The 23,416-nt window shown below is 68.8% G+C and carries 22 protein-coding genes; 12 read left to right on the top strand and 10 right to left on the bottom strand.

Annotated features, from left to right (window positions below; translation table 11 throughout):
• Positions 1 to 107: 107 nt before the first annotated feature.
• A complete protein-coding gene (locus tag ABIB25_RS21330; RefSeq protein ID WP_354530532.1) occupies positions 108 to 1,007 on the bottom strand; it encodes an LURP-one-related family protein in 900 nt (299 codons plus the stop codon).
• Positions 1,008 to 1,188: 181 nt separating this feature from the next.
• Between ABIB25_RS21330 and ABIB25_RS21325 the strand changes: the two genes are divergently transcribed.
• Positions 1,189 to 3,117 carry a S9 family peptidase gene (locus ABIB25_RS21325; RefSeq protein ID WP_354530531.1) on the top strand — a complete coding sequence of 643 codons (1,929 nt, stop codon included), beginning with the start codon at positions 1,189 to 1,191 and terminating at the stop codon, positions 3,115 to 3,117.
• A 90-nt stretch (positions 3,118 to 3,207) separates the two neighbouring features.
• Here ABIB25_RS21325 and ABIB25_RS21320 read toward each other — a convergent pair whose 3' ends face one another.
• From ABIB25_RS21320 to ABIB25_RS21310, 3 genes are all read right to left on the bottom strand, one after another.
• Entirely contained in the window at positions 3,208 to 4,947 is a 1,740-nt protein-coding gene (locus tag ABIB25_RS21320) for an AMP-binding protein (RefSeq protein ID WP_354530530.1), read from the bottom strand.
• Positions 4,948 to 5,053: 106 nt separating this feature from the next.
• A complete protein-coding gene (locus tag ABIB25_RS21315) occupies positions 5,054 to 5,623 on the bottom strand; it encodes an NADPH-dependent FMN reductase (protein WP_354530529.1) in 570 nt (189 codons plus the stop codon).
• 100 nt (positions 5,624 to 5,723) lie between these two features.
• On the bottom strand, positions 5,724 to 6,896 hold the full coding sequence (locus ABIB25_RS21310) for a WD40 repeat domain-containing protein (protein WP_354530528.1): 1,173 nt from the start codon (positions 6,894 to 6,896) through the stop codon (positions 5,724 to 5,726).
• A gap of 97 nt (positions 6,897 to 6,993) precedes the next feature.
• Here ABIB25_RS21310 and ABIB25_RS21305 point away from each other — a divergent pair, with 97 nt between their 5' ends.
• The 4 genes from ABIB25_RS21305 to ABIB25_RS21290 are packed head-to-tail and all read left to right on the top strand — an operon-like array spanning position 6,994 to position 9,155.
• A complete protein-coding gene (locus tag ABIB25_RS21305) occupies positions 6,994 to 7,623 on the top strand; it encodes a hypothetical protein (protein WP_354530527.1) in 630 nt (209 codons plus the stop codon).
• Entirely contained in the window at positions 7,581 to 7,742 is a 162-nt protein-coding gene (locus ABIB25_RS21300) for a hypothetical protein (RefSeq protein WP_354530526.1), read from the top strand. Before ABIB25_RS21305 ends, ABIB25_RS21300 begins: the two co-directional genes overlap by 43 nt.
• Before the next feature lie 58 nt (positions 7,743 to 7,800).
• The gene (locus ABIB25_RS21295; protein WP_354530525.1) at positions 7,801 to 8,247 is read left to right on the top strand and encodes a universal stress protein; all 447 of its coding nucleotides are present in this window, start codon (positions 7,801 to 7,803) and stop codon (positions 8,245 to 8,247) included.
• On the top strand, positions 8,244 to 9,155 hold the full coding sequence (locus ABIB25_RS21290) for a septum formation family protein (RefSeq protein ID WP_354530524.1): 912 nt from the start codon (positions 8,244 to 8,246) through the stop codon (positions 9,153 to 9,155). The genes ABIB25_RS21295 and ABIB25_RS21290 overlap by 4 nt, the downstream gene beginning before the upstream one ends.
• 56 nt (positions 9,156 to 9,211) lie before the next feature.
• Here the strand turns inward: ABIB25_RS21290 and ABIB25_RS21285 are convergent, their stop codons facing one another.
• Positions 9,212 to 9,571 (bottom strand): hypothetical protein, encoded by a 360-nt coding sequence (locus ABIB25_RS21285; protein WP_354530523.1) that lies wholly within the window; start codon positions 9,569 to 9,571, stop codon positions 9,212 to 9,214.
• 79 nt (positions 9,572 to 9,650) lie between these two features.
• On the opposite strand from ABIB25_RS21285, the gene ABIB25_RS21280 reads away from it, so the two are divergent.
• Complete coding sequence (locus ABIB25_RS21280) at positions 9,651 to 10,424, top strand: hypothetical protein (protein ID WP_354530522.1); 774 nt, start codon at positions 9,651 to 9,653, stop codon at positions 10,422 to 10,424.
• Positions 10,425 to 10,567: 143 nt separating this feature from the next.
• On the opposite strand, the gene ABIB25_RS21275 is transcribed toward ABIB25_RS21280, so the two are convergent.
• From ABIB25_RS21275 to ABIB25_RS21260, 4 genes are all read right to left on the bottom strand, one after another.
• The gene (locus tag ABIB25_RS21275; RefSeq protein WP_354530521.1) at positions 10,568 to 11,302 is read right to left on the bottom strand and encodes a DUF429 domain-containing protein; all 735 of its coding nucleotides are present in this window, start codon (positions 11,300 to 11,302) and stop codon (positions 10,568 to 10,570) included.
• Positions 11,303 to 11,343: 41 nt separating this feature from the next.
• The gene (locus ABIB25_RS21270) at positions 11,344 to 12,414 is read right to left on the bottom strand and encodes an aspartate-semialdehyde dehydrogenase (protein ID WP_354530520.1); all 1,071 of its coding nucleotides are present in this window, start codon (positions 12,412 to 12,414) and stop codon (positions 11,344 to 11,346) included.
• Positions 12,411 to 13,676 carry an aspartate kinase gene (locus ABIB25_RS21265; protein ID WP_354530519.1) on the bottom strand — a complete coding sequence of 422 codons (1,266 nt, stop codon included), beginning with the start codon at positions 13,674 to 13,676 and terminating at the stop codon, positions 12,411 to 12,413. Before ABIB25_RS21265 ends, ABIB25_RS21270 begins: the two co-directional genes overlap by 4 nt.
• Before the next feature lie 960 nt (positions 13,677 to 14,636).
• Positions 14,637 to 15,542, bottom strand: a complete 906-nt coding sequence (locus tag ABIB25_RS21260; RefSeq protein ID WP_354530518.1) for a hypothetical protein — start codon at positions 15,540 to 15,542, stop codon at positions 14,637 to 14,639.
• A 147-nt stretch (positions 15,543 to 15,689) separates the two neighbouring features.
• Between ABIB25_RS21260 and ABIB25_RS21255 the strand changes: the two genes are divergently transcribed.
• The 6 genes from ABIB25_RS21255 to ABIB25_RS21230 all read left to right on the top strand — a co-directional run bounded on the left by ABIB25_RS21255 (position 15,690) and on the right by ABIB25_RS21230 (position 22,530).
• Positions 15,690 to 16,286 carry a nucleoside deaminase gene (locus ABIB25_RS21255; RefSeq protein WP_354530517.1) on the top strand — a complete coding sequence of 199 codons (597 nt, stop codon included), beginning with the start codon at positions 15,690 to 15,692 and terminating at the stop codon, positions 16,284 to 16,286.
• A gap of 5 nt (positions 16,287 to 16,291) precedes the next feature.
• Positions 16,292 to 17,137, top strand: a complete 846-nt coding sequence (locus ABIB25_RS21250) for an alpha/beta fold hydrolase (protein WP_354530516.1) — start codon at positions 16,292 to 16,294, stop codon at positions 17,135 to 17,137.
• Between the two features lie 326 nt (positions 17,138 to 17,463).
• Positions 17,464 to 19,260, top strand: a complete 1,797-nt coding sequence (leuA, locus tag ABIB25_RS21245) for a 2-isopropylmalate synthase (protein WP_354530515.1) — start codon at positions 17,464 to 17,466, stop codon at positions 19,258 to 19,260.
• A 146-nt stretch (positions 19,261 to 19,406) separates the two neighbouring features.
• Positions 19,407 to 20,042 (top strand): RNA polymerase sigma factor, encoded by a 636-nt coding sequence (locus tag ABIB25_RS21240; protein WP_354530514.1) that lies wholly within the window; start codon positions 19,407 to 19,409, stop codon positions 20,040 to 20,042.
• Positions 20,039 to 21,256 (top strand): hypothetical protein, encoded by a 1,218-nt coding sequence (locus tag ABIB25_RS21235; RefSeq protein WP_354530513.1) that lies wholly within the window; start codon positions 20,039 to 20,041, stop codon positions 21,254 to 21,256. The genes ABIB25_RS21240 and ABIB25_RS21235 overlap by 4 nt, the downstream gene beginning before the upstream one ends.
• 98 nt (positions 21,257 to 21,354) lie before the next feature.
• A complete protein-coding gene (locus ABIB25_RS21230) occupies positions 21,355 to 22,530 on the top strand; it encodes a winged helix DNA-binding domain-containing protein (protein WP_354530512.1) in 1,176 nt (391 codons plus the stop codon).
• A 44-nt stretch (positions 22,531 to 22,574) separates the two neighbouring features.
• Here ABIB25_RS21230 and ABIB25_RS21225 read toward each other — a convergent pair whose 3' ends face one another.
• Positions 22,575 to 23,390: an oxygenase MpaB family protein gene (locus tag ABIB25_RS21225; RefSeq protein WP_354530511.1), complete on the bottom strand. Its 816-nt coding sequence runs from the start codon at positions 23,388 to 23,390 to the stop codon at positions 22,575 to 22,577.
• Positions 23,391 to 23,416: the final 26 nt, after the last annotated feature.

Raw genomic sequence — 23,416 nt, 5'->3', positions numbered from 1 at the left:
GACACGCCGACGGGAGGCCTCGCCGCGATGGGACGAGCTGTGACCGGGTTGTAACAACGCGCATCCCACCGGTCACATCGGGACCATTCCCGCCATGATCGATCAGCTCAGTTGAAGCCGCCGGCGTCCTGCTTGAGAGCGGTGTCGACGGTTAGTGCCGACGCGACGACCAACGACAGCAACGGATCGGTGAGCGGCCGGTGGATCTGCACCATGTACTTGTCGGCCGAGGTGAACAGCGTCGTCATCAGGCCCTCCCAGGTCTTGGTGATCCGGGCGATCTCGGCGCCGGTGTGATCCTGGATGGAGAAGTTCCAGGCCCGCCAGTTCTCGGCGTTCAGCGAGCCGATCTCCTGCCCGTTCGCCTCCAGCCCGAAGCGGATCTTGCCGAACACGTTCCGCTGGACCAGCCGGCCGACCTCCGCGCCGTCCGCCCGCTGCACGATGAGCGTCGACTTGAAGACCTTGGCCGGCCGGGTGAGCTGGATCAGCACCTGGCCGTTCATGTCGCGGACCTCGAGGCGGTGAGTCATGAACTGGTCGAAGCTGGTCAGCACCCGCAGGGCCTTCTTGGCCGTGCTCTGCCCGACCTCGGTGACGCTGCCGATCTGCCCGCCGTCCTGGGCGAAGACCGCGTACTCGTTCGTCACCTCGATGATCTTTCGCTTCTGGCTGACGAAGATGTTCGCCTCCGTCATCGGCGAGCGGTATCCGGACGCCACCGGCCCACCGGCCTGCATGTGACCGCCGAAGCTCTGGTCGCCGTAGGTGTGCCCGGCCGCCGTCGACGCCTGCTGCTGGTACCCGGCCTGCTGCTGGTACGGCTGCTGGTAGGCCGCCTGTTGCGGGTTCTGGGGCTGCGCCTGATAATTTTGCGCCGGGCCGGGCGGAACCTGCGACGGAGTCGGCTGGGTGTGCCCGCTCCAGGTCGTGCCGTCCCACCATCTCAGGGTGTCCTGCGCGCCGGAGGGGTCGGGATACCAGCCAGCGGGAACAGATGCAGTCATGGACAAGAGTTTGACATCTCCGATGGACGAATTGGGACCTTTCCGGGGCATTCCCCGCCCGCCGACCGGGCCGGGCCACGCGCCGGCGGGGCGAGCGGAAGGGCGTCGTATTGATGACCGGAATGCCGACCGGGGCGGCCCACGGGTGAACGAAACGGACAACACGAGGCAGGATGACGGCATGAACAGCAACACCGACGATCCAGCAGCCACCGAGACCGACGATCCCGGGGTCCATCACGTCGTGCACCCTGTCGCCGCGGTCCCGGACCGGCTGTTCGAAGACGAAGGGGCGGAACGACGCTGGCAGCAGCGGTTCTCGGCGACGCGTCTGAGCCTGGCCGATCCCGCGAGGGACGTCCCCGCCCGCGCGGTCTACCTCTCCAACGAGAACGGTCGCTACGAGCTCTACTACTGGGACATCGCCACCGACAGCCGCACCGTTGCCACCGATCGGCCGGATGGGACGGCCCACGGCACGCTGTCGGCCGACGGCGCCGATCTGCTGTGGTTCGAGGACAACGACGGCGACGAGTTCGGGCGCTGGCAGCGGCAGCCGTTCGGCAGTGGACCGGGTTCGGCGACCGCCTCGATGCCATCGGTGGAGCCGGGTTACCCGGCCGGACTCGAAGCTGGACGGAACGTCGTCATCGCCGGTTTCGCAGATGACGACGGCACCCGCATCCACCTGTCGGTGGCTGGTGCCGACCCGACGGTGGTGTACCGGAACACCAACGACGGCAGCGTCGACGGACTCTCCTACGACGAAACCATCTGGTTGCTGGCCCATTCCGAGCACGGCGACTCCAGGTATCCCGCCCTCCGGGCGATCTCGGTCGCGGACGGCCGGGTTCTGGGCGAGTTGGACGACACCCCCGGAAAAGGTCTGGGCGCCATCGGTTTCGCTCCGATCCCGGGCGACACCCGGGTACTGGTCGGACACGAGCGCCAGGGTCGGGACCAACTGCTGATCTGGGACATCACCACCGGTGGGGTCACCGAGCTGGACATCGATCTGCCGGGTGACATCTCCGGCGACTTCTATCCCGACGCGCGGTCGCTGCTGATTCTGCACACCAGCGCCGGCCGAACCAGCATGCACCGGTACGACCTGGCCACCGGCGAACTCACCGACCTGCCGGCCGCAACGGGCGTCATCTCCGGTGCGGTCGTCCGGCCGGACGGAGCGATCTGGTACCGCTGGTCGAGCTCGTCCGCACCGGGACAACTGCGGGTGCTGGCCACCGATGGCACCGACTGCACCCTGCTGCTGCCACCGGGCGGAGCCGCCCCTGGTTCGGAACCGGTGACCGAGGTCTGGGTGCCGGGCGCCGGCGGCCGGATCCACGCTTTCCTCGCCCGCCCGGCCGGTTGGGGGCCCCCCGCCGGCGCCGAGCACTCGAACACCGCATTGCCGACCGTCTTCTTCGTGCACGGCGGACCGGCGGCAGCAGACGAGGACGCCTACGACGCCACCCGGGCGGCCTGGCTGGACGCTGGTTTCGCCGTGGTGAACGTCAACTACCGCGGGTCGACAGGTTACGGCTCGGCCTGGCGCGACGCGCTGACCCAGCGGGTGGGCCACACCGAGCTGGCTGACATCGCAGCGGTACACGACCACCTGGTGGGCGCAGGGGTGGTCGATCCGGGGCGATCGGTCCTGGCCGGCTACTCATGGGGCGGATTCCTCACGCTGCTCGGGGTCGGCACGCAACCGTCCCGGTGGGCCGTGGGCATCGGCGGTGTGCCGGTCGCCGATTACCTGCAGGCCTACGAGGACGAGATGGAACCGCTTCGCGCCTACGACCGTGCGCTGTTCGGGGGCTCACCGGAGGAGGTTCCGCTGGCCTATGCCGACTCGTCGCCGCTCACCTACGTCGACCACGTGGTGGCTCCGGTGTTGATCCTGGCCGGCGAGAACGACCCGCGCTGCCCGATCCGGCAGATCGACACCTACCTCGACGCCCTCGCGGCCCGCGGGGCGACCTACGCCCAGTACCGGTACGACGCCGGGCACGGGTCGATGGTGGTGCAGGAGCGCATCCGTCAGGTGGCCTGCGAGATCCTCTACGCCCGAACCGCTCTCGGCCTGCCCGCCCTCGTCAGCTGACGCCCGCCGCGGCTTGCGTCCTGCACAGTGCTCGCTATAGCGATCACTGTGCAGGACGTAGGGCCATAGCGGGAGGCGCGGAGGCGGGGGTCAGGCGCGGAGTTCCGGGAAGTCCTCCAGGCGGAACTCGGTGCCGGTGGGTGCGGCGCCGACGGCGTGGATCAGGTCCTCGCGGCTGCGCAACTCCACCCGGCGGATCTTGCCGGAGATCGTCTTCGGCAGGTCGGCGAACTCCAGCCGGCGGATGCGCTTGTACGGCGACAGGTGGTCCATGGCGTACCGGAAGATGCGGGCGGCCGTCTCCCGGTCCGGCTCGAACCCGGCCGCCAGCACCACATATGCCTTCGGGACGGCCAGCCGGAGCGCGTCGGGGGACGGCACCACGGCGGCCTCGGCGACCGACTCGTCCTCCAGCAGCACGGATTCCAGCTCGAACGGCGAGATCCGGTAGTCGCTGGCCTTGAAGACGTCATCCGCGCGGCCGACGTAGGTGATGTACCCGTCCTGGTCCACGGAACCGACATCGCCGGTGTGGTAATGCCCGCCGGCCATCGCCTCCTCGGTGCGCTCGTCGTCGCCGTGGTAGGCCGTCATCAGAGACACCGGCCGGCGGCCCAGATCCAGGCAGATCTCGCCCTCGCCGACCGCACCGGAACCGTCGACCGGCGTCAGGGCGCCGGTGGTGACGTCCACCAGCGTGACCGCAAAGCCGGGCATGGGCCGGCCCATCGACCCCTCTTTCACCGGCTGGCCGGGCGAATTACCCACGGCCAGCGTGGTTTCGGTCTGCCCGAAGCCGTCGCGGATGGTCACTCCCCACGCCTGACGGACCTGCTCGATCACCTCGGGATTCAGCGGCTCGCCGGCGCCGACCACCTCGCGCGGTGGGGTCGCGAGGGCCGAGAGGTCGGCCTGGATCAACATTCTCCAGACCGTCGGCGGCGCACAGAAGGTGGTGACGCCGTACTGCGCCATCACCCGCATCAACTCACCGGCGTTGAAGCGGTGATAGTTGTAGAGGAACACCGTGGCGCCGGCGATCCAGGGCGCGAACACGTTCGACCACGCATGCTTCGCCCAGCCCGGCGAGGAGATGTTCAGGTGCACGTCACCAGGCTGCAGACCGAGCCAGAACATGGTCGTCAGATGTCCGATCGGATACGAGACATGGCTGTGCTCCACCAGTTTCGGCAGCGCGGTGGTGCCGGAGGTGAAGTACAGCAGCAGCGTGTCGTTCGCCGGCGTCGGGCCGTTGGCCTCGAAAACGCCGTCCGCAGAGAGGCTCTCGCCATAGGAGATCCAGCCCTCCGTCGGACTACCAACTGCGATCCTGACGAAATCCCCTGGCACGTCGTCGAACTTGGCCGCTTCGGTGTCCTTGACGATCACGAAGCCGGCATGCCCACGCTCGACGCGGTCGCGCAGATCCGCGGTGGCCAGCAGGGTCGACGCCGGGATCAGCACCGCGCCGAGTTTGATCGCGCCGAGGATCACCTCCCACAGTTCGACCTGGTTGCCGAGCATCAGGATGATGCGGTCGCCGCGCCGGACGCCCCGACTCTGCAACCAGACGGCAACCTGGTCCGAACGGGCCGAGAGTGCCCGGTAGGACCAGGATTCCGAGGCACCGTCCTCCTCGACGATGGTCAGCGCCGGTCGGTCAGGATGCTCACCGGCGATGACGTCGAACCAGTCGAGACCGAAGTTGAAGTGCTCCGGCCGCGGCCAGACGAACCCCTCGACGGCGCCGGCGTAGTCGGTGCGGTGGGCCACCAGGAACTCCCGGGCCTCGCGGAGCATCTCGGTACCGGATCCTGACGTCGTCGTCATGAGGTCCTCTCCTTCAGTTCAGTTCAATTCAATTCAATTCAGGGCTGGTGCCGTGCGGGGCCGCCCGTCGTGATCAGGTTCCTGGGTCTCGATTGTGCCCCGGGAATCAGAGCTCGGCAGTACCGGCGGTCCAGCCGGCGAACTGGATCAGCTGACCGGCCAGCATCTCTGCCGACCCGGCGACGGCGGGATCGTCGGCCAGATCGTTCTCGTCGAAGGTGGTCGTCGCGCTGTTGATGGTGAGGCCCAGCGGAGTCGGCCAGCCGCGCAGCGCGTGGATGACCTGACGAAGCGTCCCGAGCGTGCCCATGGCCGCCTGCCACCCGCGGGCCACGGCGATGGCGCCCACCGCGCGGCCGTCCAGGTATGGACGGCTGTCGGTGCGGAGCTCCTCCAGATAGTCGAGCGCGTTCTTCACCAGGCCGGAGACGGTGCCGTGATATCCCGGCGACGAGATCACCACCGCATCGGCCGACCGGACGGCCTCGACGTAGTCGCGGGCGGCTCCCGGCAACACCGCCCCGGAGTGGTAAGGCTCGAAATCCAGCGCCCGCCCCGTGAAGGACTGCGTGGTCGCCCCCTGATGGCGGGCGGCGGCCAGTACTGCCCTGAGGGCTCTTTCGGACTGGGAGTCCGGGTCGACCGAACCGCCGATGCCCACGATCTTGATGCTCACCGTTCGATCCTGCCCGCTGGGTCCATGTGGCAGGACGGCGGGTCGCCTGGATCACGGCCGCAGAGATGTCACCACCGGGCGCGGCAGCGATGAGCGGAGGTCATCCCGACAGGTGCCATCCGACGATCGACCCGACCACCGATGCCGCCGAGGTCGGCGAGATCGGCGCCTCCATACCGACGACGTCCCGTCCCGACCAGGTGAGACGTCCGGCCGCCGACGGCCGGGTGGGGATCTCCACCAGCGTCCTGGCCGGTCCTCCTGCCACCGGGGCGACAGCGATCCGCGACGACGCGGTGCCCACCGTCGACACCACCGCCACCTGAGCGCCATTCGGCGAGAAGCTCGCCAGCACGAAATCCCCGGTCGGGCCAGGGATCTCGGTCAGCCGACCGGTCGCAAGGTCGAGAAGCCGCGGAGCTCCCGCGTGCTGGTAGGTCGCCGATCCGACGACCGCCGTTCTGCCGTCGGGAGAGACTGCCAGCGGAATCAGCCGGGTGCCGTTCGCGCCGAGTGGGCCGAACTCCTTGCGATCGCCGGAGTCGAGATCGACCACCACCAGATTCGGCGCAAGTTGATCACCCCGGAACACCGTGAAGATCACCTTCGGGCCACCGGCGGCCAGATAGCCCGACTGGAACTCGTAGGGGCCGGTGGCCTGGGCGACCACCCGGGGAATCAGCGACGTCGGGTCGACGTCGACGATCCGGGTCCGGGGTCCGTCCTTCTGGATGGAATTGCTGATCAGCAGCAGATGGTCGGCGCCGGTCGCTGCCTGATCGTCATCCCCGGCCATTGCGTGATCCCACACCATCCCCAGGTAGACGGGCGCGGAACCCGCTTCCTTCACGGCCGGTACCGCCTGGGCCCTCCCGGTCACGGTGTCCAGCAGCCAGACGGCGCCGGCGCCGCTCGCCGCGACATCCCGCCCGACCGCCAGCGTCAGCCCGTCCGACGAGAACGCGGCCGAAATCGTGTGCCGCCCGGTGATGGGAAGCGCGACACAGACCGGCGCCCGACCGCCCGCCAACGGTCGGAGGCAGATTCCGCGGCCGTCGTCGACGGTGGCGACCAGCACACCGTCCGGAGACAGCGCGAGCACACCCGGTGCACCGGAGCGGAGCAGCGCCGAAGCGAGCGAGCCCAGTGGCGGGCTGCGGTACGGCGCGATCACCGCAGTGCCGCCCACCGTCGTACAGCCGGCGACGAGCAGGGCGACGGCAGCGAGCCACCACCTACCGCTGCGGCGGGCCCGTCTGCGCTGATCTCCCATGGCTCCTGCCAATGTACGAGATTGCACGAGACTGCCCGTGGGAGCGTCTGTGCAGGCGGAAGCATCTCGAGGGCACAGCCGGGCGTACTCTTCGTCGATGGGCCGCAGGGTCGGCGGAGTCGCTGTGCTGCTCGTCGTCATGACGGGCGTCGTGGTGGCCTCGGCCCTGTCGGCGACTGTCATCGGCGGCTCGGCGACCGCCCTGCTGGTACCGGGTCCGCCTTCGGTGGGTGACTGCCTCCTGGAACCGGTCTATCTGTCGCCGGTCAGCATGGACGGCAAGATGTACTTCCCGCGTGGCAGGATCGGGGCCTGCACGGGGCGCCACGTCGGCGAGGTGATCCAGGTCAAGCTCGATTTTCCGGTGATTCCCTGGGCACCGTCCGAGGATTATCGGACGGCGACCTCCGATCCGGATGTCCAGGCGGCGCTGACCTGCCCGACCGGTGCGGCCTATCTCGGTCTGGCGGGCACCGGCGAGACGGGTTGGTCTCCGATGATCAAGCTCGAGTCGGGGAATGTGTCACCGACCGTCCGCCAGCAGGCCGCCGGCCAGCGGTGGGTCGCCTGCGTCCTGCTGAACCCGTCATCTTCGTCAACCGCCGGGTCGGGCCTCACCGGCAACTACTACACCGGTCGCCTGAAGGGTGGGTCCGCCGGCACCCTGCCCGACCAATACGGATTGTGCTCGAACGAACCGACCGACTCGGTCAGCTGCTCGGTCTGACCAGGGACCAGGCCACCGAGGCGCAACGCCTGGTGACCTGCCGCGAACTTGCGTCCGGACTGACCAGGATGCCGGACCTGACGGCCGGCGGGCGATTGACGCTTCCCATCGTCGACTGACGCGGCCTTTGGGTCGGTCGGTGCCAGGACGCAACCCACTCGGTGGAACAGTGGGCGCATGGCAACGGCATTCGAGCGAGGTACCGACGGCCCACGGGTGATCGTGGTCGCCGTCGACGGATCCACCACGTCGATGCGCGCCGCGTTCTATGCCGCCGGGCTGGCCCGCCGCCAGTCGGCCGAACTCGTGGTCGTCTTCGTCGTCGAAGGCTCGACCATGGCCAATCTGGTCCCGTCGGCGGGACCGGCAGTGGATCAGGCCCAGCACGAGGTCGCCGCCGAACTGCGGCAGCAGATCAAGGACGGGACCACCAGAACCGGCGCCCGAGCCCGCTTCCTCGAGACGAAAGGTGATCCCTACCAGGAGATCTCGAAAGCAGCCAAGGCGGTGATGGCGGACGCTGTCATCGTCGGGGCGTCCATGTCCGCCGGCCATCGCCTGGTCGGCTCACTCGGTGTCCGCCTCGTTCGGGCGGGTCTATGGCCGGTGACGGTCGTCCCGTGAACCTCACGGATCGCCGGGTCCGGGGCGCGCTGATGCTTGCCCTGGTCATGCTCGCCGCGATCGTCGTACCGAATGCGGTCGGCCGGACCGTCAGCGGCACTGCTGTGCTGGGGCGCATCCCGGCCGAGCCCCGCGTGGGGCAGTGCCTGCTGCAGACCCCACCCGAACCTGGTGTCGCCGCCGGGCGGTCGTGGTCCTTCCGGCTGGGCGGCTGCTCCGGAGCGCACTACGGCGAAGTGTCGGAGGTCCTCCTGGATCCGGCGTCGACCGGCACCGGGCCGGCAACTGCCGACCAGCCGACCTACTCGCTGAAACCCTGCGGTGACGGCAGCGCCTATCTGGGCTGGTCACCGCCGGTCAAGTCGTCCGATGCGGTGCGGTGGAGATCCATCGAACTGACCGTCATCACCCTCAATCCCACGAAGTTGCAGGTGGCCTTCGGGCAGCACTGGATCGTCTGCGTCGTCACCCCCTCGACCGAGGGCGCGAGCTACACCGGCTCCGTTCGAGGCGCCCTGTCCACCGGGCGGCTGCCGGCGCTGTTCGGGCAGTGCCTGACGACCGTGGCAGTGCTCTCCGCCACCATCGACTGCGCCCAAGCCCACCGGTACGAGGTCTTCGCCCTCGCCGATGTGTCGACGGCCTTTCGTGATCAGCCGGCGCTGGACTCGGACTGCCGCGCCTTCGTCGCCTCGGCTACCCACCTGGCCGACCTCACCGCAGGCGGCGCGCTGCGGGTGGCTGCCGTGCCGTTCCACTTCGATGCCACCGGCAACCCCCGGCCGGGCCTGTCGAGCAATCCGCCGGACATGGCCGTCGAGGCGATGTGCACGATCGGGGTCACCGGAACCCGTCTCCTCGCAGGCACACTCTTCGGAATCGGGTCAGGCCCACTGCCCTGGGCCTGACGGGGTGCTGGGCGGTCGCCCGGACCGGCTTCACCCCGTGACAACCGGTGTGTCGGCTACCGTGCTGCGGTGCCCTCGTCCCGTTCCGCTCCTTTCGGTCCGGCGCGCTCCGGTCGGCAACGGCCGGGACTGGCGCGCTCCGGTGGGCTGCGTTCCGGTCGGCAACGGCCGGGACTGATCGCTGTGGCCGTTGCGCTGATCATGCTGGCGGGCTGCACTTCTGGAAGCTCGACCATCGCCTCGACACCGGTACCCGGCAGCAGTTCGCCCGACGCGCCGGCGTCGGCCGCGTCCTCCGTCGGCGCACCATCGCCGACGCGGACAACCGCTGCTCCCCAGGCCAGCTCGTCGCCTACCACCAGAACCTCCATCGCGGCCTCGAGTTCGTCCACTGCGAGTTCCGCTCCGGGCAACACCTGCGCGAGCGGGCATTGCTACTCGGTGGGCGAGATTCATTCGCTCCCAGTCGGTGTCGCGTCCGAGTCCAGTGGCATCGTGGCTTCGCAGAAGTCCAAGGGCGTCTTCTTCGTGGTGGACGACGGCACGGGCGCTGACCGGATCGTCGCGGTTCGATCCAACGGCTCTCTGGTCGGAAACGTGCGAGTGCAAGGCATGTCGACCGGGAACGCCGAGGCACTCACGGCCGGCGCCTGCGGCGACCGCGCCGGGCGGTGCTTCTACGTCGGCGATATCGGCGACAACGACCGGGAACGAGACCACATCAGCGTCTATCGCATCGACGAGCCCGCGGTGGCACCCCTCCCGACGGCTCCGGTAGCGGCCGACAGGTGGGACTTCACCTACCCCGACGGCCCTCGGAACGCGGAGTCGATGGTCGTCGACGGCAAGGGATCGGTCATCGTCATCACGAAGTCCGCTGCCGATGGCACCACCGGAACCGTTCCACCGCATCGTATCTACCGGGGTGAACCCGGCGGCGGTGAGCTGCGCTTGGTCGCCTCGTTCAGCCCGCCCGAACCGGCGCGGCGGGTCCAGTCGATGTTCACCGGGAACGTGATCACCGACGCGGCGTTCACGCCCGGACGGATGTTGCTGCTCACCTACGACCAGGTGATCGAATATCTCGCGCCGACGAAGAATGCCGATCCAGCAGGGTTTTCCAGCTGGCCGCATCACGAACTACCGGACCCACCGATGATCCAGACCGAAGGCATCGCCGGCGACATGACCGGCTGCGGCTACGAAGTCACCTCCGAGGAGGGACCGGGCGGCACCCAGGCCGGCCTCGCCGCCGTCACCTGCCGCTGACCCTCCTACCGCGCATACCGTTCTCCCCGGCGCATACCGAAGTGACCGAAATCCGCGAAACACGCCCCAAACGGACGCTTTCGTATGCGCAGCGCACTTCTGTATGCGCGGGACACGTGCGCATTGGCGATCCGCTGCGCGCGTCAGGCCCAGGGGTCGCGCAGGAAATCCTTGTCGGGCAGGTGCACCCAGCCTTCCTCTTCGGCGAGCACCAGATCCTCGGGAGCCGGGCCGCGGGTTCGGCCGAGTTGCACCGCCCCGGCCACTACCCCGGCCACGACGGCATCGAACGCGTCATCCGACCGGGCGCAGAGCTCCTCGCCGTCGCCCAGGTCGAGCCAGGGCGCCAGCGAACCCAACCGGTCGATCACCGTGCGACGGAGATCCGGATCGGCCTTGTAGCCACGGGACGTCAGGCCCCAGCGGGACAGTGCGGCCGCCGGGTACACCTCCGCCACACAGGAGTTCACCCCGCTACGGCGCAACGGCTTTCCACCAGGAGTCCACCCCGCCAGCAATCCGGCGGCGCGCATTGCCGGGTAGCCGATGAGATCTGCCGAGACACTGAGCGGCCAACGGCCGGTTTCGGAGTGGACGTGGAAGTCGGTGCGGCGGAAGGCCAGAATCCGGCGGGCCTCGATGTCGCGCCCCGTCTCCGGGCCGGCCGCATGGGCGCGGTGGGCCAGCAGGAGATCGGTGAACGCCGCCGGCCAGCCGAGCGGACAGTCGATCCCCGTCACCGCCGCGTCGGCACCGGCGCTGCGGATCTCGATGTTCCCGGCCTCCACCTGCAGGTGCTCGAGGACCACCGAGCCGACACTCCACCGCAGCACAGCCAGACCGGTTTTCTTGTCCTGAGCCGCGAGATCGACGCCCACCGTGCGGAACCCGCCGACAGGCAGCGGGTGGCCCGACAACATCACAATGCGGCGGCGACCACTTCGGCGATCTGGACCGCGTTGAGCGCGGCCCCCTTGCGGAGGTTGTCGTTGCTGATGAACAGCGCGAGTCCGCGGCCGTCCGGCACACCCTCGTCCACCCGGATCCGTCCGACGAACGACGGATCGGACCCGGCCGCCTGCAACGGGTTCGGTACGTCGGAGAGTTCGACCCCCGGCGCCTCGGCGAGCAGCTCGGTGGCCCGCGAAACGGACAACGGCCGGGCGAACTCGACGTTGATCGACAGGGAGTGCCCACTGAAGACCGGTACCCGGACGCAGGTCCCGGAGACGAGCAGCCCGGGGATGCCCAGGATCTTGCGGGATTCGTTGCGCAGCTTCTGTTCCTCGTCGGTCTCGAAGCTGCCGTCGTCGACAAGGTTGCCTGCCAGTGGGATCACGTTGAACGCGATGGGTCGCACATACTTCTTCGGGGCCGGGAACTCGACCGCGCTGCCGTCGTGGGTCAACTCGGCGGCATGGTCGACGACCGCCTTGATCTGGCCGTCCAACTCGCTGACGCCGTCCAGACCGCTGCCGGAAACCGCCTGGTAGGTCGCGGCGATCATCCGCTGGAGGCAGGCTTCGGCGTGCAGTGGCCGCAGCACCGGCATCGCCGCCATGGTGGTGCAGTTCGGGTTGGCGATGATGGCACCGACCTTGGTACCGGAACCGTCCACCCGGCCGACGACGGCAAGGGCTGCCTCCGGGTTCACTTCCGAAACCACCAGGGGCACAGCAGGATCCATCCGCCAGGCCGAGGAGTTGTCGATCACGACGACACCCGCCGCGGCGAACTTCGGCGCCAGCGCCCTCGAGGTCGAGCCACCGGCGGAGAACAGTGCGATGTCCAGGCCCGACGGGTCGGCCGTCGAGGCATCCTCCACCACGACGTCGGAACCCTTCCACGGCAACGTCGATCCGGCCGACCGGGCCGAGGCGAAGAACCGGATGGAGGCGACGGGGAAGTCACGCTGCAGCAGGATGCGCCGCATCACGCCGCCGACCTGTCCGGTCGCCCCGACCACGCCGATGTTCAACCCCCTGCTCATCGCCCGGTCCCTCCGTACACGGTCGCCGGGTCGTCGCTGCCGAGGTCGAAGGCGTCGTGGATGGCCCGGACGGCAGCGTCCAGGTCGACATCCCGCACCAGGACGGAGATCCGGATCTCCGAGGTCGAGATGATGTCGATGTTGACGTCGGCCTTGGCCAGCGCCTCGCAGAACGTCGCGGTGACACCGGGGTGCGAGCGCATCCCGGCACCGATCAGCGACACCTTGCCGACGTGGTCGTTGTAGACGATCGCGTCGAAGCCGATATCCGCCTTCCTGGCGTCAAGAGCTGCAACAGCTCTCGGTCCGTCAGCCTTGGGAAGCGTGAAGGTGATGTCGGTCTTGCCCTCGGCGGCGCGGGAGATGTTCTGCACCACCATGTCGATGTCGATCTCGGCGTCGGCGATGGTGCGGAAGATCCGGGCGGCAACGCCCGGCAGGTCGGGCACGGCCGCAACCGTGACCTTGGCCTCGCCACGCTCGTGCGCGACGCCGGTGATCAATGCCTGTTCCACGCTCAGTTCCTCCATGCTGCCGGTGACGATGGTGCCTGCCTTGTCCGAGTACGAAGACCGGACGTGCACCGGGACGTGGTAGCGACGGGCGTACTCCACGCAGCGGAGCATCAGCACCTTCGCGCCGGCCGCTGCCATCTCGAGCATTTCCTCATAGGTGATGGTGTCGAGCTTCGACGCGTTCGGGACGATGCGCGGATCGGCACTGAAGACGCCGTCGACGTCGGTGTAGATCTCGCAGACGTCGGCGTGCAGGGCCGCGGCCAGCGCGACGGCCGTGGTATCCGACCCGCCCCGCCCGAGGGTGGTGATGTCCTTGGTGTCCTGCGAGACGCCCTGGAATCCGGCGACCAGCGCGATGGCGCCGTCGTCCAGCGCGGCGCGGATCCGGCCCGGAGTGACGTCGATGATCCTCGCCCGACCGTGGGTGGAATCGGTGATCACGCCGGCCTGCGAGCCGGTGAACGACCTGGCCTCGGCGCCGAGGGAGTCGATCGCCATCGCCACCAGCGCATTGGAGATGCGCTCGCCGGAGGTCAGCAGCATGTCGAGTTCACGACCCGGCGGGACCGGTGAGACCTGGAGGGCGAGGTCCATCAGGTCGTCCGTCGTGTCCCCCATCGCCGAGACGACGACGACCACGTCATGGCCGGCCTTGCGCGTGGCGACGATCCGCTCGGCGACGCGCTTGATGCGCTCCGCTGTGGCCACCGACGAACCGCCGTACTTCTGGACGACCAGACTCACTGCCAACCCTCTCGCACGATCAACGTCGAAGGTCACCCACCTGCCCTGGAGTGCGGCGTGGAGACTTTTCGCCCTGAAGACTACCCGGGTCGACCAGGCCATTCCTCCCGATCAGACCACCGGCCGTACCGGCGTTCGGCCTGCGGAAGAAGTCCTGCTGACCTTCGCCACCATCGACGAAAGATCCTTGCGCCACCGCATTCCGGCAGCACAGAAACGTCCGGTGCCGCCCGCCGATTCCCGATTTTCCCGCGGTCCGCGCCGAGCATCGTGAGCCTGGCTGATATGAGGTTCGGGGGGCGGGTCGAGTTGTGCCGTGCGTCGCGCCGGTCTGTCCGCACGGCCGGAAAGTCGTCCCGGCGATCGTTGCGGCCGTGCTCCTGACGGCCTGCACGACCTCGGGCCGGGCCACTTCCGTCCCGGCCGACGAACGGCCGGGCTCGATGGCGGCCGGCCCCACTCTCGCCTCACTGGGTGCAGCACCCAGGACGACCTGCCCGCTCGCTGCGCTGCCCACAGCTGTCCGGGCCGCCGGCCTGACCAGCGACGGCGCAGTCAGCGGAACCGTCGAGGCGATCGATCCGGAAATACGGATGACCGGGTTCGCCGTCGACTGCAAGATGGACCTCAGCGGCGGTGGATCCGTGTCGGTCCTGTTCATCGCAGGACGAAGCGGGTCGGCTGTCCTTGCGCTCGTCCCAGCGCTGCCGACCTGCCCGTCTCGTCCCTGCAGGCCGTCATCGACGGCTCCGCCCACCAGCAGTCGGGAGATCTGGTCAGCATCCCCGGAAGCCAACCGGTCGCGGTGCGAATCGTGTCCGTCACCGGCGCCTCGACCGCCGCCCTGCTGGTCGACGGTAGCCAGGGTCCCACACGGAGACAGATCGAGGCCGTGGCGGGAGCGCTCGCACACCGCTGACGGACCGACTGGCCTTGCGGGAGCGGAGCGCGACGCCCGGGTTACCCCAGCGGCACCGGTTTCGTGCCCAACCCGATGACGGACCCGGTCAGTTTCTTCGATCCGGTCGCCGATACCGCGCACTGCACGTATGGAGCTCCGGATCGGGAGACCACCACCCGGACGTCCAGGGAGCCGCCCCTGGTCGGGTCGGCCGCGTCCATCACCGAGGCAGCCAGCGTCCGGCAGCCCGCGAGGATCGCGTCGTAGCCGACCGCGGAGACGATGGACGTGCCCGAGTCCGTCGGCGAACTGACCAGGCCGTATCCCAGCTGCTGGGTCCTGTGCGGGGAGGTGCAGGCGACCGGCTCCCCCAGCTGCACCACGTCGTCGAACCAGCAGAGTCCGTAGGCGTCCGGAAGCGAGCGGGTGGTCCAGCTCGACTTCAGCGAGGCCGTGACTGGATAGGTCTGGTCGACCGCCGTCATCACGCAGGCGGTCCAGGTACGGCCGGCCGCCCGATCGTGACCGTCCGGACCGACGGTGGCGACATCCACGTAGATGCTCCTGCTCCACTGCACTCCGGACAACGTGGTGGTGGCCGTGGTCCCGAGATAGGTCTCCACCTGGCTCCGGCAGCTCGGGTGCACCTCGTCGTACTCCTGCAGCGTGACGACCTGCCGCGGATTCGCAACCGTCACCGAGATGATCTCCCCCATCACACGGCCGGTGCAGGGGACCACGGTGGCGACCGGTTGCGATCCCGTGACGGAAGGGCGGGCATCGGCGCCCGTCCGGGCCGGACCCGATCCGGTGATGGCACCGACGCACGAACCGACCGCCGGCGGGGCAGCGATCTGCTCCGGCGAGGGGGCGCCGGCCAGGCTCCGTCCGACGACGTCGGGCACGGCCAGCGTGGCCACCAGGGCCACGACCAGCAGCAGTACTCCAGCGATGCGGCGATCCACCGTGTCGAGGTTAAACCGAGATGCTGTGAGCAGGGTCCGGCTGCTCCGGCGCGGCCGCCGTCATTAAGCTGGCGGCACCGTCGCCGAGCCCAGGAGCCGCCCCGTGGTCAAGACCCCCGTGATCAATGCCCTCGTTGTCGTCGAAGCATGATCGACACCGCCGCCCTCGCCATCGGCTTCTCCGCAGCCCTGCCGGAATGGGTGCTGCCGTTCGTTGCCGGGTACGACGCTCCGACCACCACCTCGGAGGAGCGGATGGCCCTGGTGCACGCCCTGGCCGACCGCAACCACGTCGCCGGAAACGGTGGCCCGTTCGCCGCCGTGGTGGCCGATTCCTCGACCGGCGAGATCGTCTCCGTCGGCGTCAATGTGGTTCTCTCCAGCGGTCTCTCGAGCGCGCACGCCGAGGTGACGGCCATCTCGCTGGCCCAGGCGGCGCTGGGTTCCTGGGATCTGGCCGCCACCCGACCCGGTCTGGAACTGGTCGTCAACTGGCGGCCGTGCGCGATGTGTTTCGGGGCGGTCCTGTGGTCGGGGGTGCAGCGCCTGGTGGTGGCGGGTGACGGTCCGGACCTGGAGCGACTGACGGGCTTCGACGAGGGTCCGGTGGTTTCCGACTGGGCCGAGCAGTTGCATCGCCGCGGCATCGAGGTCGAGCAGGATGTATTGCGGGACGGCGCCATTGCGACGTATACGGCTTACGGCCAGAGTCGGGCCCTGGTCTACAACGCCCGCCGGTCGTGACGCCGATGGCGACGGACATCGTCGAGCACACCGTCGATTCCGGCGGCGTCCGGATCAACGTGGCGACAGCGGGCCAGGGCCGACCGGTGCTGCTGCTGCACGGGTTTCCCGATTCCTGGCACTTGTGGGAGTCCCAGATCCAGGCGCTGGCGCAGAGCGGTCACCGGGTGGTCGCGCCGGATCTTCGTGGTCATGGCGAGTCGGACCGACCGGAAGATGTTGCGGCGTATCGTATGCCACGGCTGATCGCCGACATCCTCGCGGTGCTCGCTGATCTCGGCATCGAGAAGACGGCGGTGGTCGGGCACGACTGGGGTGCCGCCCTGGCGTGGAGTTTCACGTTCCGTCATCCGGAGCGGGTCGAACGGCTGACCGTGTTGTCGGTCGGGCACCCAGGGGCGAGCATCTCCGCCGGCCTGGTGCAGCGGCAGCTGTCCTGGTACATGCTCTGGTTCCTGCACGTCGGGGTGGCTGAGTCCGTGCTGCCTGCCGGCGACTGGCAGGCCTTCCGCGAATGGGCGTGGCAAGGCGTCGACACCGACCCGCTGATGGACGGCCAGATCGCCGGCCTGTCGCGGCCCGGCGCGCTGGTGGCTGCGCTCAACCTCTACCGTGCGAACATCCGTCCCGAGACCTACTTCCTTTCGGATGTCCCGCAACTGCCCCGGGTGTCGTGTCCGGTGCTCGGGGTGTGGTCCAGTGGCGACCTGTTCCTCACCCGCGAGCAGATGGAGCGCTCGGGCGAGTGGATCGACGGACCCTGGCAGTTCGCGGAAGTGCCCGGCCCGCACTGGATCCCGGCACAGGCCCCCGCCGAGCTCAACGCTCTCCTGCTGGACTTCCTCGCCTGACTGTCCCATCCCGCGCTTATCAACATCGACGGCGCTCATCATCGTGCGCGTTTTGGGACGGGTGGGACGCAAATCGACGACTTCATGAGCGCGGACTTCGCCACCGACTCGGGTGGGTTACGCCCCGCCGTCGACCCGGGGGTATCGTGCTACCCGTGGTGCGCATCGCAGCGGCCGGCGTTCGCGCCGTGAACCTGCTCCTTAGCGGCCGCGACGGAGCCTGATCCCAGACTGGCTCCTCCGTCGCGGGTCTTTGTGCTGCTGGTCGAACCATCTCCCCGGACCGCCGTGGTCGGATCCGGGGCCCCCGTCAGAAGGATCACCTCATGAGCACACCCCCCGTTTCCCGACTGAGCCTGCCCGTCGGCGACGTCCCTGCCGACCAGCACGCCTACAACCGGCAGCGCGGCAGCCAGATGCCGTTCGCGCGCTACACACCGTTCACCCCGATCGACCTGTCCGACCGCACCTGGCCGTCGAAGGTGATCGACAAGGCGCCCCTGTGGTGCGCGGTCGACCTGCGTGATGGCAATCAGGCCCTGATCGACCCGATGACGCCGGCCCGCAAGCGCCGCATGTTCGACCTGCTGGTGGCCATGGGCTACAAGGAGATCGAGGTCGGCTTCCCGGCCGCGTCGCAGACCGATTTCGACTTCGTCCGCGAGATCATCGAGCAGGAAGCCATTCCCGAGGACGTCCGGATCCAGGTGCTGACCCAGGCCCGGCCGGAACTGATCGCCCGTACCTACGAGGCGGTCGAGGGCGCCCACTCGGCGATCGTCCATCTGTACAACTCCACCTCCACGCTGCAGCGGCGGGTCGTCTTCGGACAGGACCGCGCCGGCATCACCCGGATCGCCACCGACGGCGCCGAGGAGGTCGCCCGGTGGGCCGAGAAGTACCCGGACACCGACTGGCGCTTCGAGTACTCGCCGGAGAGCTACACCGGCACCGAGCTGGAGTACGCCGTCGAGGTGTGCAACTCGGTCTCCGCCGTCTGGCAGCCCACTCCGGACCGCCCGATGATCGTCAACCTGCCGGCCACCGTCGAGATGGCCACCCCCAACGTCTACGCCGACTCCATCGAATGGATGCACCGCAACCTGGCCCGACGGGACTCGCTGGTGCTGAGCCTGCACCCGCACAACGACCGCGGCACCGCCGTGGCGGCGGCCGAACTGGGCTACATGGCCGGGGCGGACCGCATCGAGGGTTGCCTGTTCGGCAACGGCGAGCGCACCGGCAACGTCTGCCTGGTCACCCTGGGCCTGAACATCTTCAGCCAGGGCGTCGATCCACAGATCGACTTCTCCGACATCGACGAGATCCGTCGCACCGTCGAGTACTGCAACCAGTTGGCCGTCCCCGAGCGGCACCCCTACGGTGGCGATCTGGTCTACACGGCGTTCTCCGGCTCGCACCAGGATGCGATCAAGAAGGGCTTCGACGCCTTGAACCGCGACGCGATCGTCGCCGGGATCCCGGTCGAGAAGGCGACCTGGCAGGTTCCTTACCTACCGATCGACCCGAAGGACGTCGGCCGTTCGTACGAGGCCGTCATCCGGGTCAACTCGCAGTCCGGCAAGGGCGGCGTCGCCTACATCATGAAGACCGAGCACGGTCTGGACCTACCGCGCCGGCTGCAGATCGAATTCTCGCGAGTAGTTCAGGCGCACACCGACTCCGAGGGTGGCGAGGTCAACGCCACAGCGATGTGGAAATACTTCGCCGACGAGTACCTGGAGCGCACCGCCCCGGTCGAGTTCCTCCGGGCCCGCATCGAGACGCCTGAGGACGCACCGGACGGGATCGACACGCTGGCCGCCCGGATCGTGGTGGACGGCACCGAACAGGTCCTGCGCGCGCAGGGCAACGGTCCGGTCGCTGCGTTCTGCAACATCCTGGGCGACGCCGGCCACGACGTCCGAGTCCTCGACTACGTGGAGCACGCCCTCTCGGCCGGCGGTGACGCGCGGGCGGCCGCGTATCTCGAGTGTGCGATCGACGGTCAGGTGATGTGGGGGGTCGGCATCGACTCGTCCATCACGCGCGCCTCCCTCAAGGCGATCGTCTCAGCCGTCAATCGCTCCGCTGCCGCCCACGCCGAGGACGACCGGCGCTGACCCATTCGACCGTCGCTTGCCCGTTCGACCGTCGCTTGCGTCCTGCACAGCGCTCGCTATAGCGATCACGGTGCAGGACGCAGCGGGGTTCTGGGCCGGATCGGCCCACACCTCAACCTTTCAGCCGAGCAGCTCGTCTGTGGTGCATGAAAAGACAGAACTTCGCCTCGGGCGGAGCGGGGGGCCTGGTGGCCTACCAGGCGGCCATCATCGGGAACGACCGATCGCGGGGGGCGATGTCGGAAGATCCGGAACCCGGCATCGCCCGACCCGCTGAACTCGGCGGGTCCACGAGCGCGGCCGCCTACGAAACGCTTTTCCGGCAGCACTTCTCGGGCATGGTCGCCCTCGCCGATCTGCTGGGGGCCGACGACGCCGAGAACATAGCGCAGGAGGCTTTCGTCCGCCTGCACGCCAAGCAGCGGATGCTTCGCGATCCCGCGGCGGCCCGGGCCTACCTGCGGACCACGGTCGTCAACCTGACCAGGTCGGGACACCGTCATCTCAGCGTCGTCCGGCGCCACACGCCGGCCGAGTCGGTCGGTCCGCGCGGTGTCGAGGACACCGTCGTGGCCTCCCTGGGGAATGTGGCCGTCCTGACGGCGTTGCGGACCCTCTCGCCCCGTCATCGCGAGGCACTCGTATTGCGGTACTGGGCCGAACTCAGCGAGCGGGAGATGGCCGACGCGATGAGGGTGTCGGTCGGCACCGTCAAATCACATGTGTCACGGGGACTTGTCGCCCTCGAAGCCGCACTGACCGGCATGGAGGTGTCGTCATGAATGATCTCGAGAACCGTTTGACCGCAGCACTGACGGAGCGCGCCGATGGACTGGCCCACTCACCGGAGGCCTGGGAGCATAATCAGGCCCGACTGGGTGGCGACCGGGTCCGGACGCCTGGCCCGTACCGGAAGTTCCGTGCTCCCTTGCTGATCGCCGCGGCGGTCCTGGCGATCACCGCCACCGTGGCGGTGGTCGGCATCGCCCAACGCCCGGAGCCGGTGGCCCCGCCGGTGGTGGACACGTCGGACTGCGGATTCGGGCACCACCTGCCCAACTCCTACGGATCTGCCTCCACCGCAGCGGCTTCCGGGGCTCTCATCGCGATCAGCGCCACAGCCGACGGTCGGGCCTGCTTCTTCAACGGTGTGGCCTGGCACGCCGGCATCCGCCTCGGCGACGGCTCGCCGCTCCTGACGGACGGAACGGCCGCCACTCCGGGCCACACCTGGTGGTGGGGGGTCCTTTCCGCCGAGGCCGCCAAGCTGGTCTTCGTGAACTCGGCCGGCGCAGTCCTCCCGGAGGACAACCGGTTGGACCTGGAGACCAGTGGCGGCGGCAAAGCCACCCTCACCTCCGTCGCCCGGGAACTGACCGGGTCCGGCACCGTTCGGGTGATGAGCAGGGACGGCAAGATCCTGACGGAGCTGCCCTACGACATGACCCGTACACCAACTGATGTCGGGCCGACGATCCTGGCTGCCCCCACTCCTGCCGCCCAGCCCGAACAGCCACTCGGGGGAGTCGGTCAGTCGCTCACCTGTCCTGTCGGCGCTGCCACCGCAACCGTGTCGCAGAAGGTATCCGATGGGACATCCATCACGATGGCCCTACACCAGGGCAGCGTGGCCGGCGAATCCGCTCTCTGTCTGGTGGCCAGTGCCGACTCGACCTCGAGAGCCGTTCCGGTAGGGGTGATCCCGGAACTCGAGCTTCCCGGTGGGCCGCTCGCCCTCGTCGTCTCCCCGACCGGGACACCCCTGCTCTGGGGAGCTGTCGGCCCGAAGGTCGGTCGGGTCGACATCATGGAAGGCACCAAGGTCACCCGCTTCGTCGCGACGGCGGCCCTGGCCGGCAGGACGGACGTGCTGATGAGCAGCGTCGGCAGCTACCACACCTTCGCCCTCCCGGCGCCGACCGCGAAGGTCGGCTACCAGATCACGACCTATGACGGGCAGGGCCACAAGCTGTACGGCTCCGGCTTCGGCGGGTGACCCAGCACCGTCGCTTGCGTCCTGCACAGGGTTCGCTATAGCGATCACTGTGCAGGACGCAGCGGGGTTTGTACACCGGGGTCAGCCATCATGGACCGATGATCGCCATCGACACCGCCGAGCGACGCCGCCGTCTGCAGGTCAGGCACCTGCTGACCGCGGCGACCCGCTCCCCTGACGTCGCCGCCGTCGCCGATGCGATCGTGGCCCTGCACGCCACCGACCCGGCCACGGTGTACCTGTCGGCGTGGGCACGGATGACAGCCGGATCCCAGACCGAGATCGCCGACGCCATCTACGGTCGGAAGCACCTGGTCCGGATGATGGCCATGCGGCGCACCATGTTCGTCACTGCCACCGACCTCGCCCCGGTCCTGCAGGCGTCCTCCGCACTGGGAGTTGCTGCGACCCAGTGCAAACGACTGCTCACCGAGCTCCGTCAGGCAGAGATCTCCGACGACGTCGAGCGGTGGCTCGACGAAGTGAGCGAGTCGGCGGTCGCCGCCCTGACCAGACGGGGCCGGGCTGTCGCCACCGACCTGGTGGCCGACGAACCCCGCCTCAATGCGATCCTGGATCTCGCCCCGGACAAGGCTTATGCCGCACCGCAGAAGGTCACCAGCCGGGTCCTGACGATACTGGCGTTGCAGGGCAGGATCATCCGCGGCGCACCCGTGGGCGGCTGGACGTCCAACCGGAACGAGTGGTGGCCGGCAACGGCCTGGATGCCCGGCGGTCTCGGCGATCTCGATCCGGCCGAGGCCCGCGTCACTCTCGCGCAGCAGTGGCTGGCACGGTTCGGACCGGCTCCACTTGCCGACCTCGTCTGGTGGACCGGCTGGACCGTCGGGCAGACGCGCACCGCCCTGAAGGACATCAACACCGTGGAGGTCGATCTGGACGGGACACCCGGCATTGCCCTGGCCGACGACCTCGACCCGACCGCCGAACCGGAACCGACTGCCGCGCTGCTCCCGGCCCTCGACCCGACCCCGATGGGCTGGGTCGAGCGCGGCTGGTACCTCGGCGAGCACCGGGAGCGACTCTTCGACCGGACGGGCAACATCGGTCCGACCATCTTCTGGCAGGGGCGGGTGGTCGGCGGATGGGCGCAACGTCGGAACGGCGAGATCCGCCTCGAGCTGCTCGAGGACATCGGCGCTTCGGGCGTGAACGCGGTCGAGCAGCGGGCCGCCGACCTGACGGACTGGCTCGGAGCGCTTCGCTTCATCCCGCGATTCCGCACGCCGCTCGAACGGGAGCTGACTGCATGAGCCCCCGCACAGACCCGCGAGAACTTTGAGCAGGGCAGCCGATCTCAGGCGATCTGGCGCGCCTTAGCCTCCTTGAGGGTCGGCCCCTCACGGAAGCGTTCCGGCACTGCGAGCGCCGTGGTCCGCAGGGCCCGGAGCGCGCTGGTGGAGGCCAGATCAGTGACGCCCAGCCCCGGAAGCCGGTACATCCGGCGGGCCCAGGTCGGCAGCAATCCGACCGACAACGCGGCCAGACCACCCCACGCGGGACGGGCCGGCGTCAGGAGGCGAACCCAGCCGGGCATCGGAGGGGTGAAGATGCCCCTCGCGCCCCGTCGGGCGGCCTTGGTCAGCTTCAACGCCGGCCGGACGGCACTGAAGTACTCCGCCAACTCGGCCTGCGTCGCCGGCACGGACGCGGCCGGCAGCCCGACGAGTTCGGCGGACCGGATCTGCTCCGCGACATAGGCATCGGCTTCGACGTCCGAGAGCTCCAACCCGCCGCGTAGTGCGGTGGACAGCAACGAGTCGATCTCGCAACAGTGCACCCAGAGCAGGAGATCGGGCCGGTCGAGGCGGAACTCCTCACCGGTGAACGGGTCCGTGCCACGCAATTTGCGATGGATCCCGCGAACCCTCGCCGAGGCCCGCAGTGCCTCGACCTCGGTCCCGAAGGTGATGGTGGCGATGTACTGCGAGGTCCTGGTCAGCCGCCCCCACGGATCGGCATCGAAGCCGCCGTTCTGCTCCACCGCAGCCATGGCCAGTGGGTGCAGCGCCTGCAGCAGCAGCCCGCGCAGACCACCGACGGCGTACGTCGGATCCGAATGCACCCGCCAGGTCACGCTGTCCGGCCCGAAAAGTCCTCGATCTTGATCCATATCCGACGGTACGTCGGCCCACTGCC

This window comes from Nakamurella sp. UYEF19, from assembly GCF_040546275.1.
Lineage (GTDB): Bacteria > Actinomycetota > Actinomycetes > Mycobacteriales > Nakamurellaceae > Nakamurella.
This window is presented reverse-complemented; position numbering and strand designations above follow the sequence as displayed.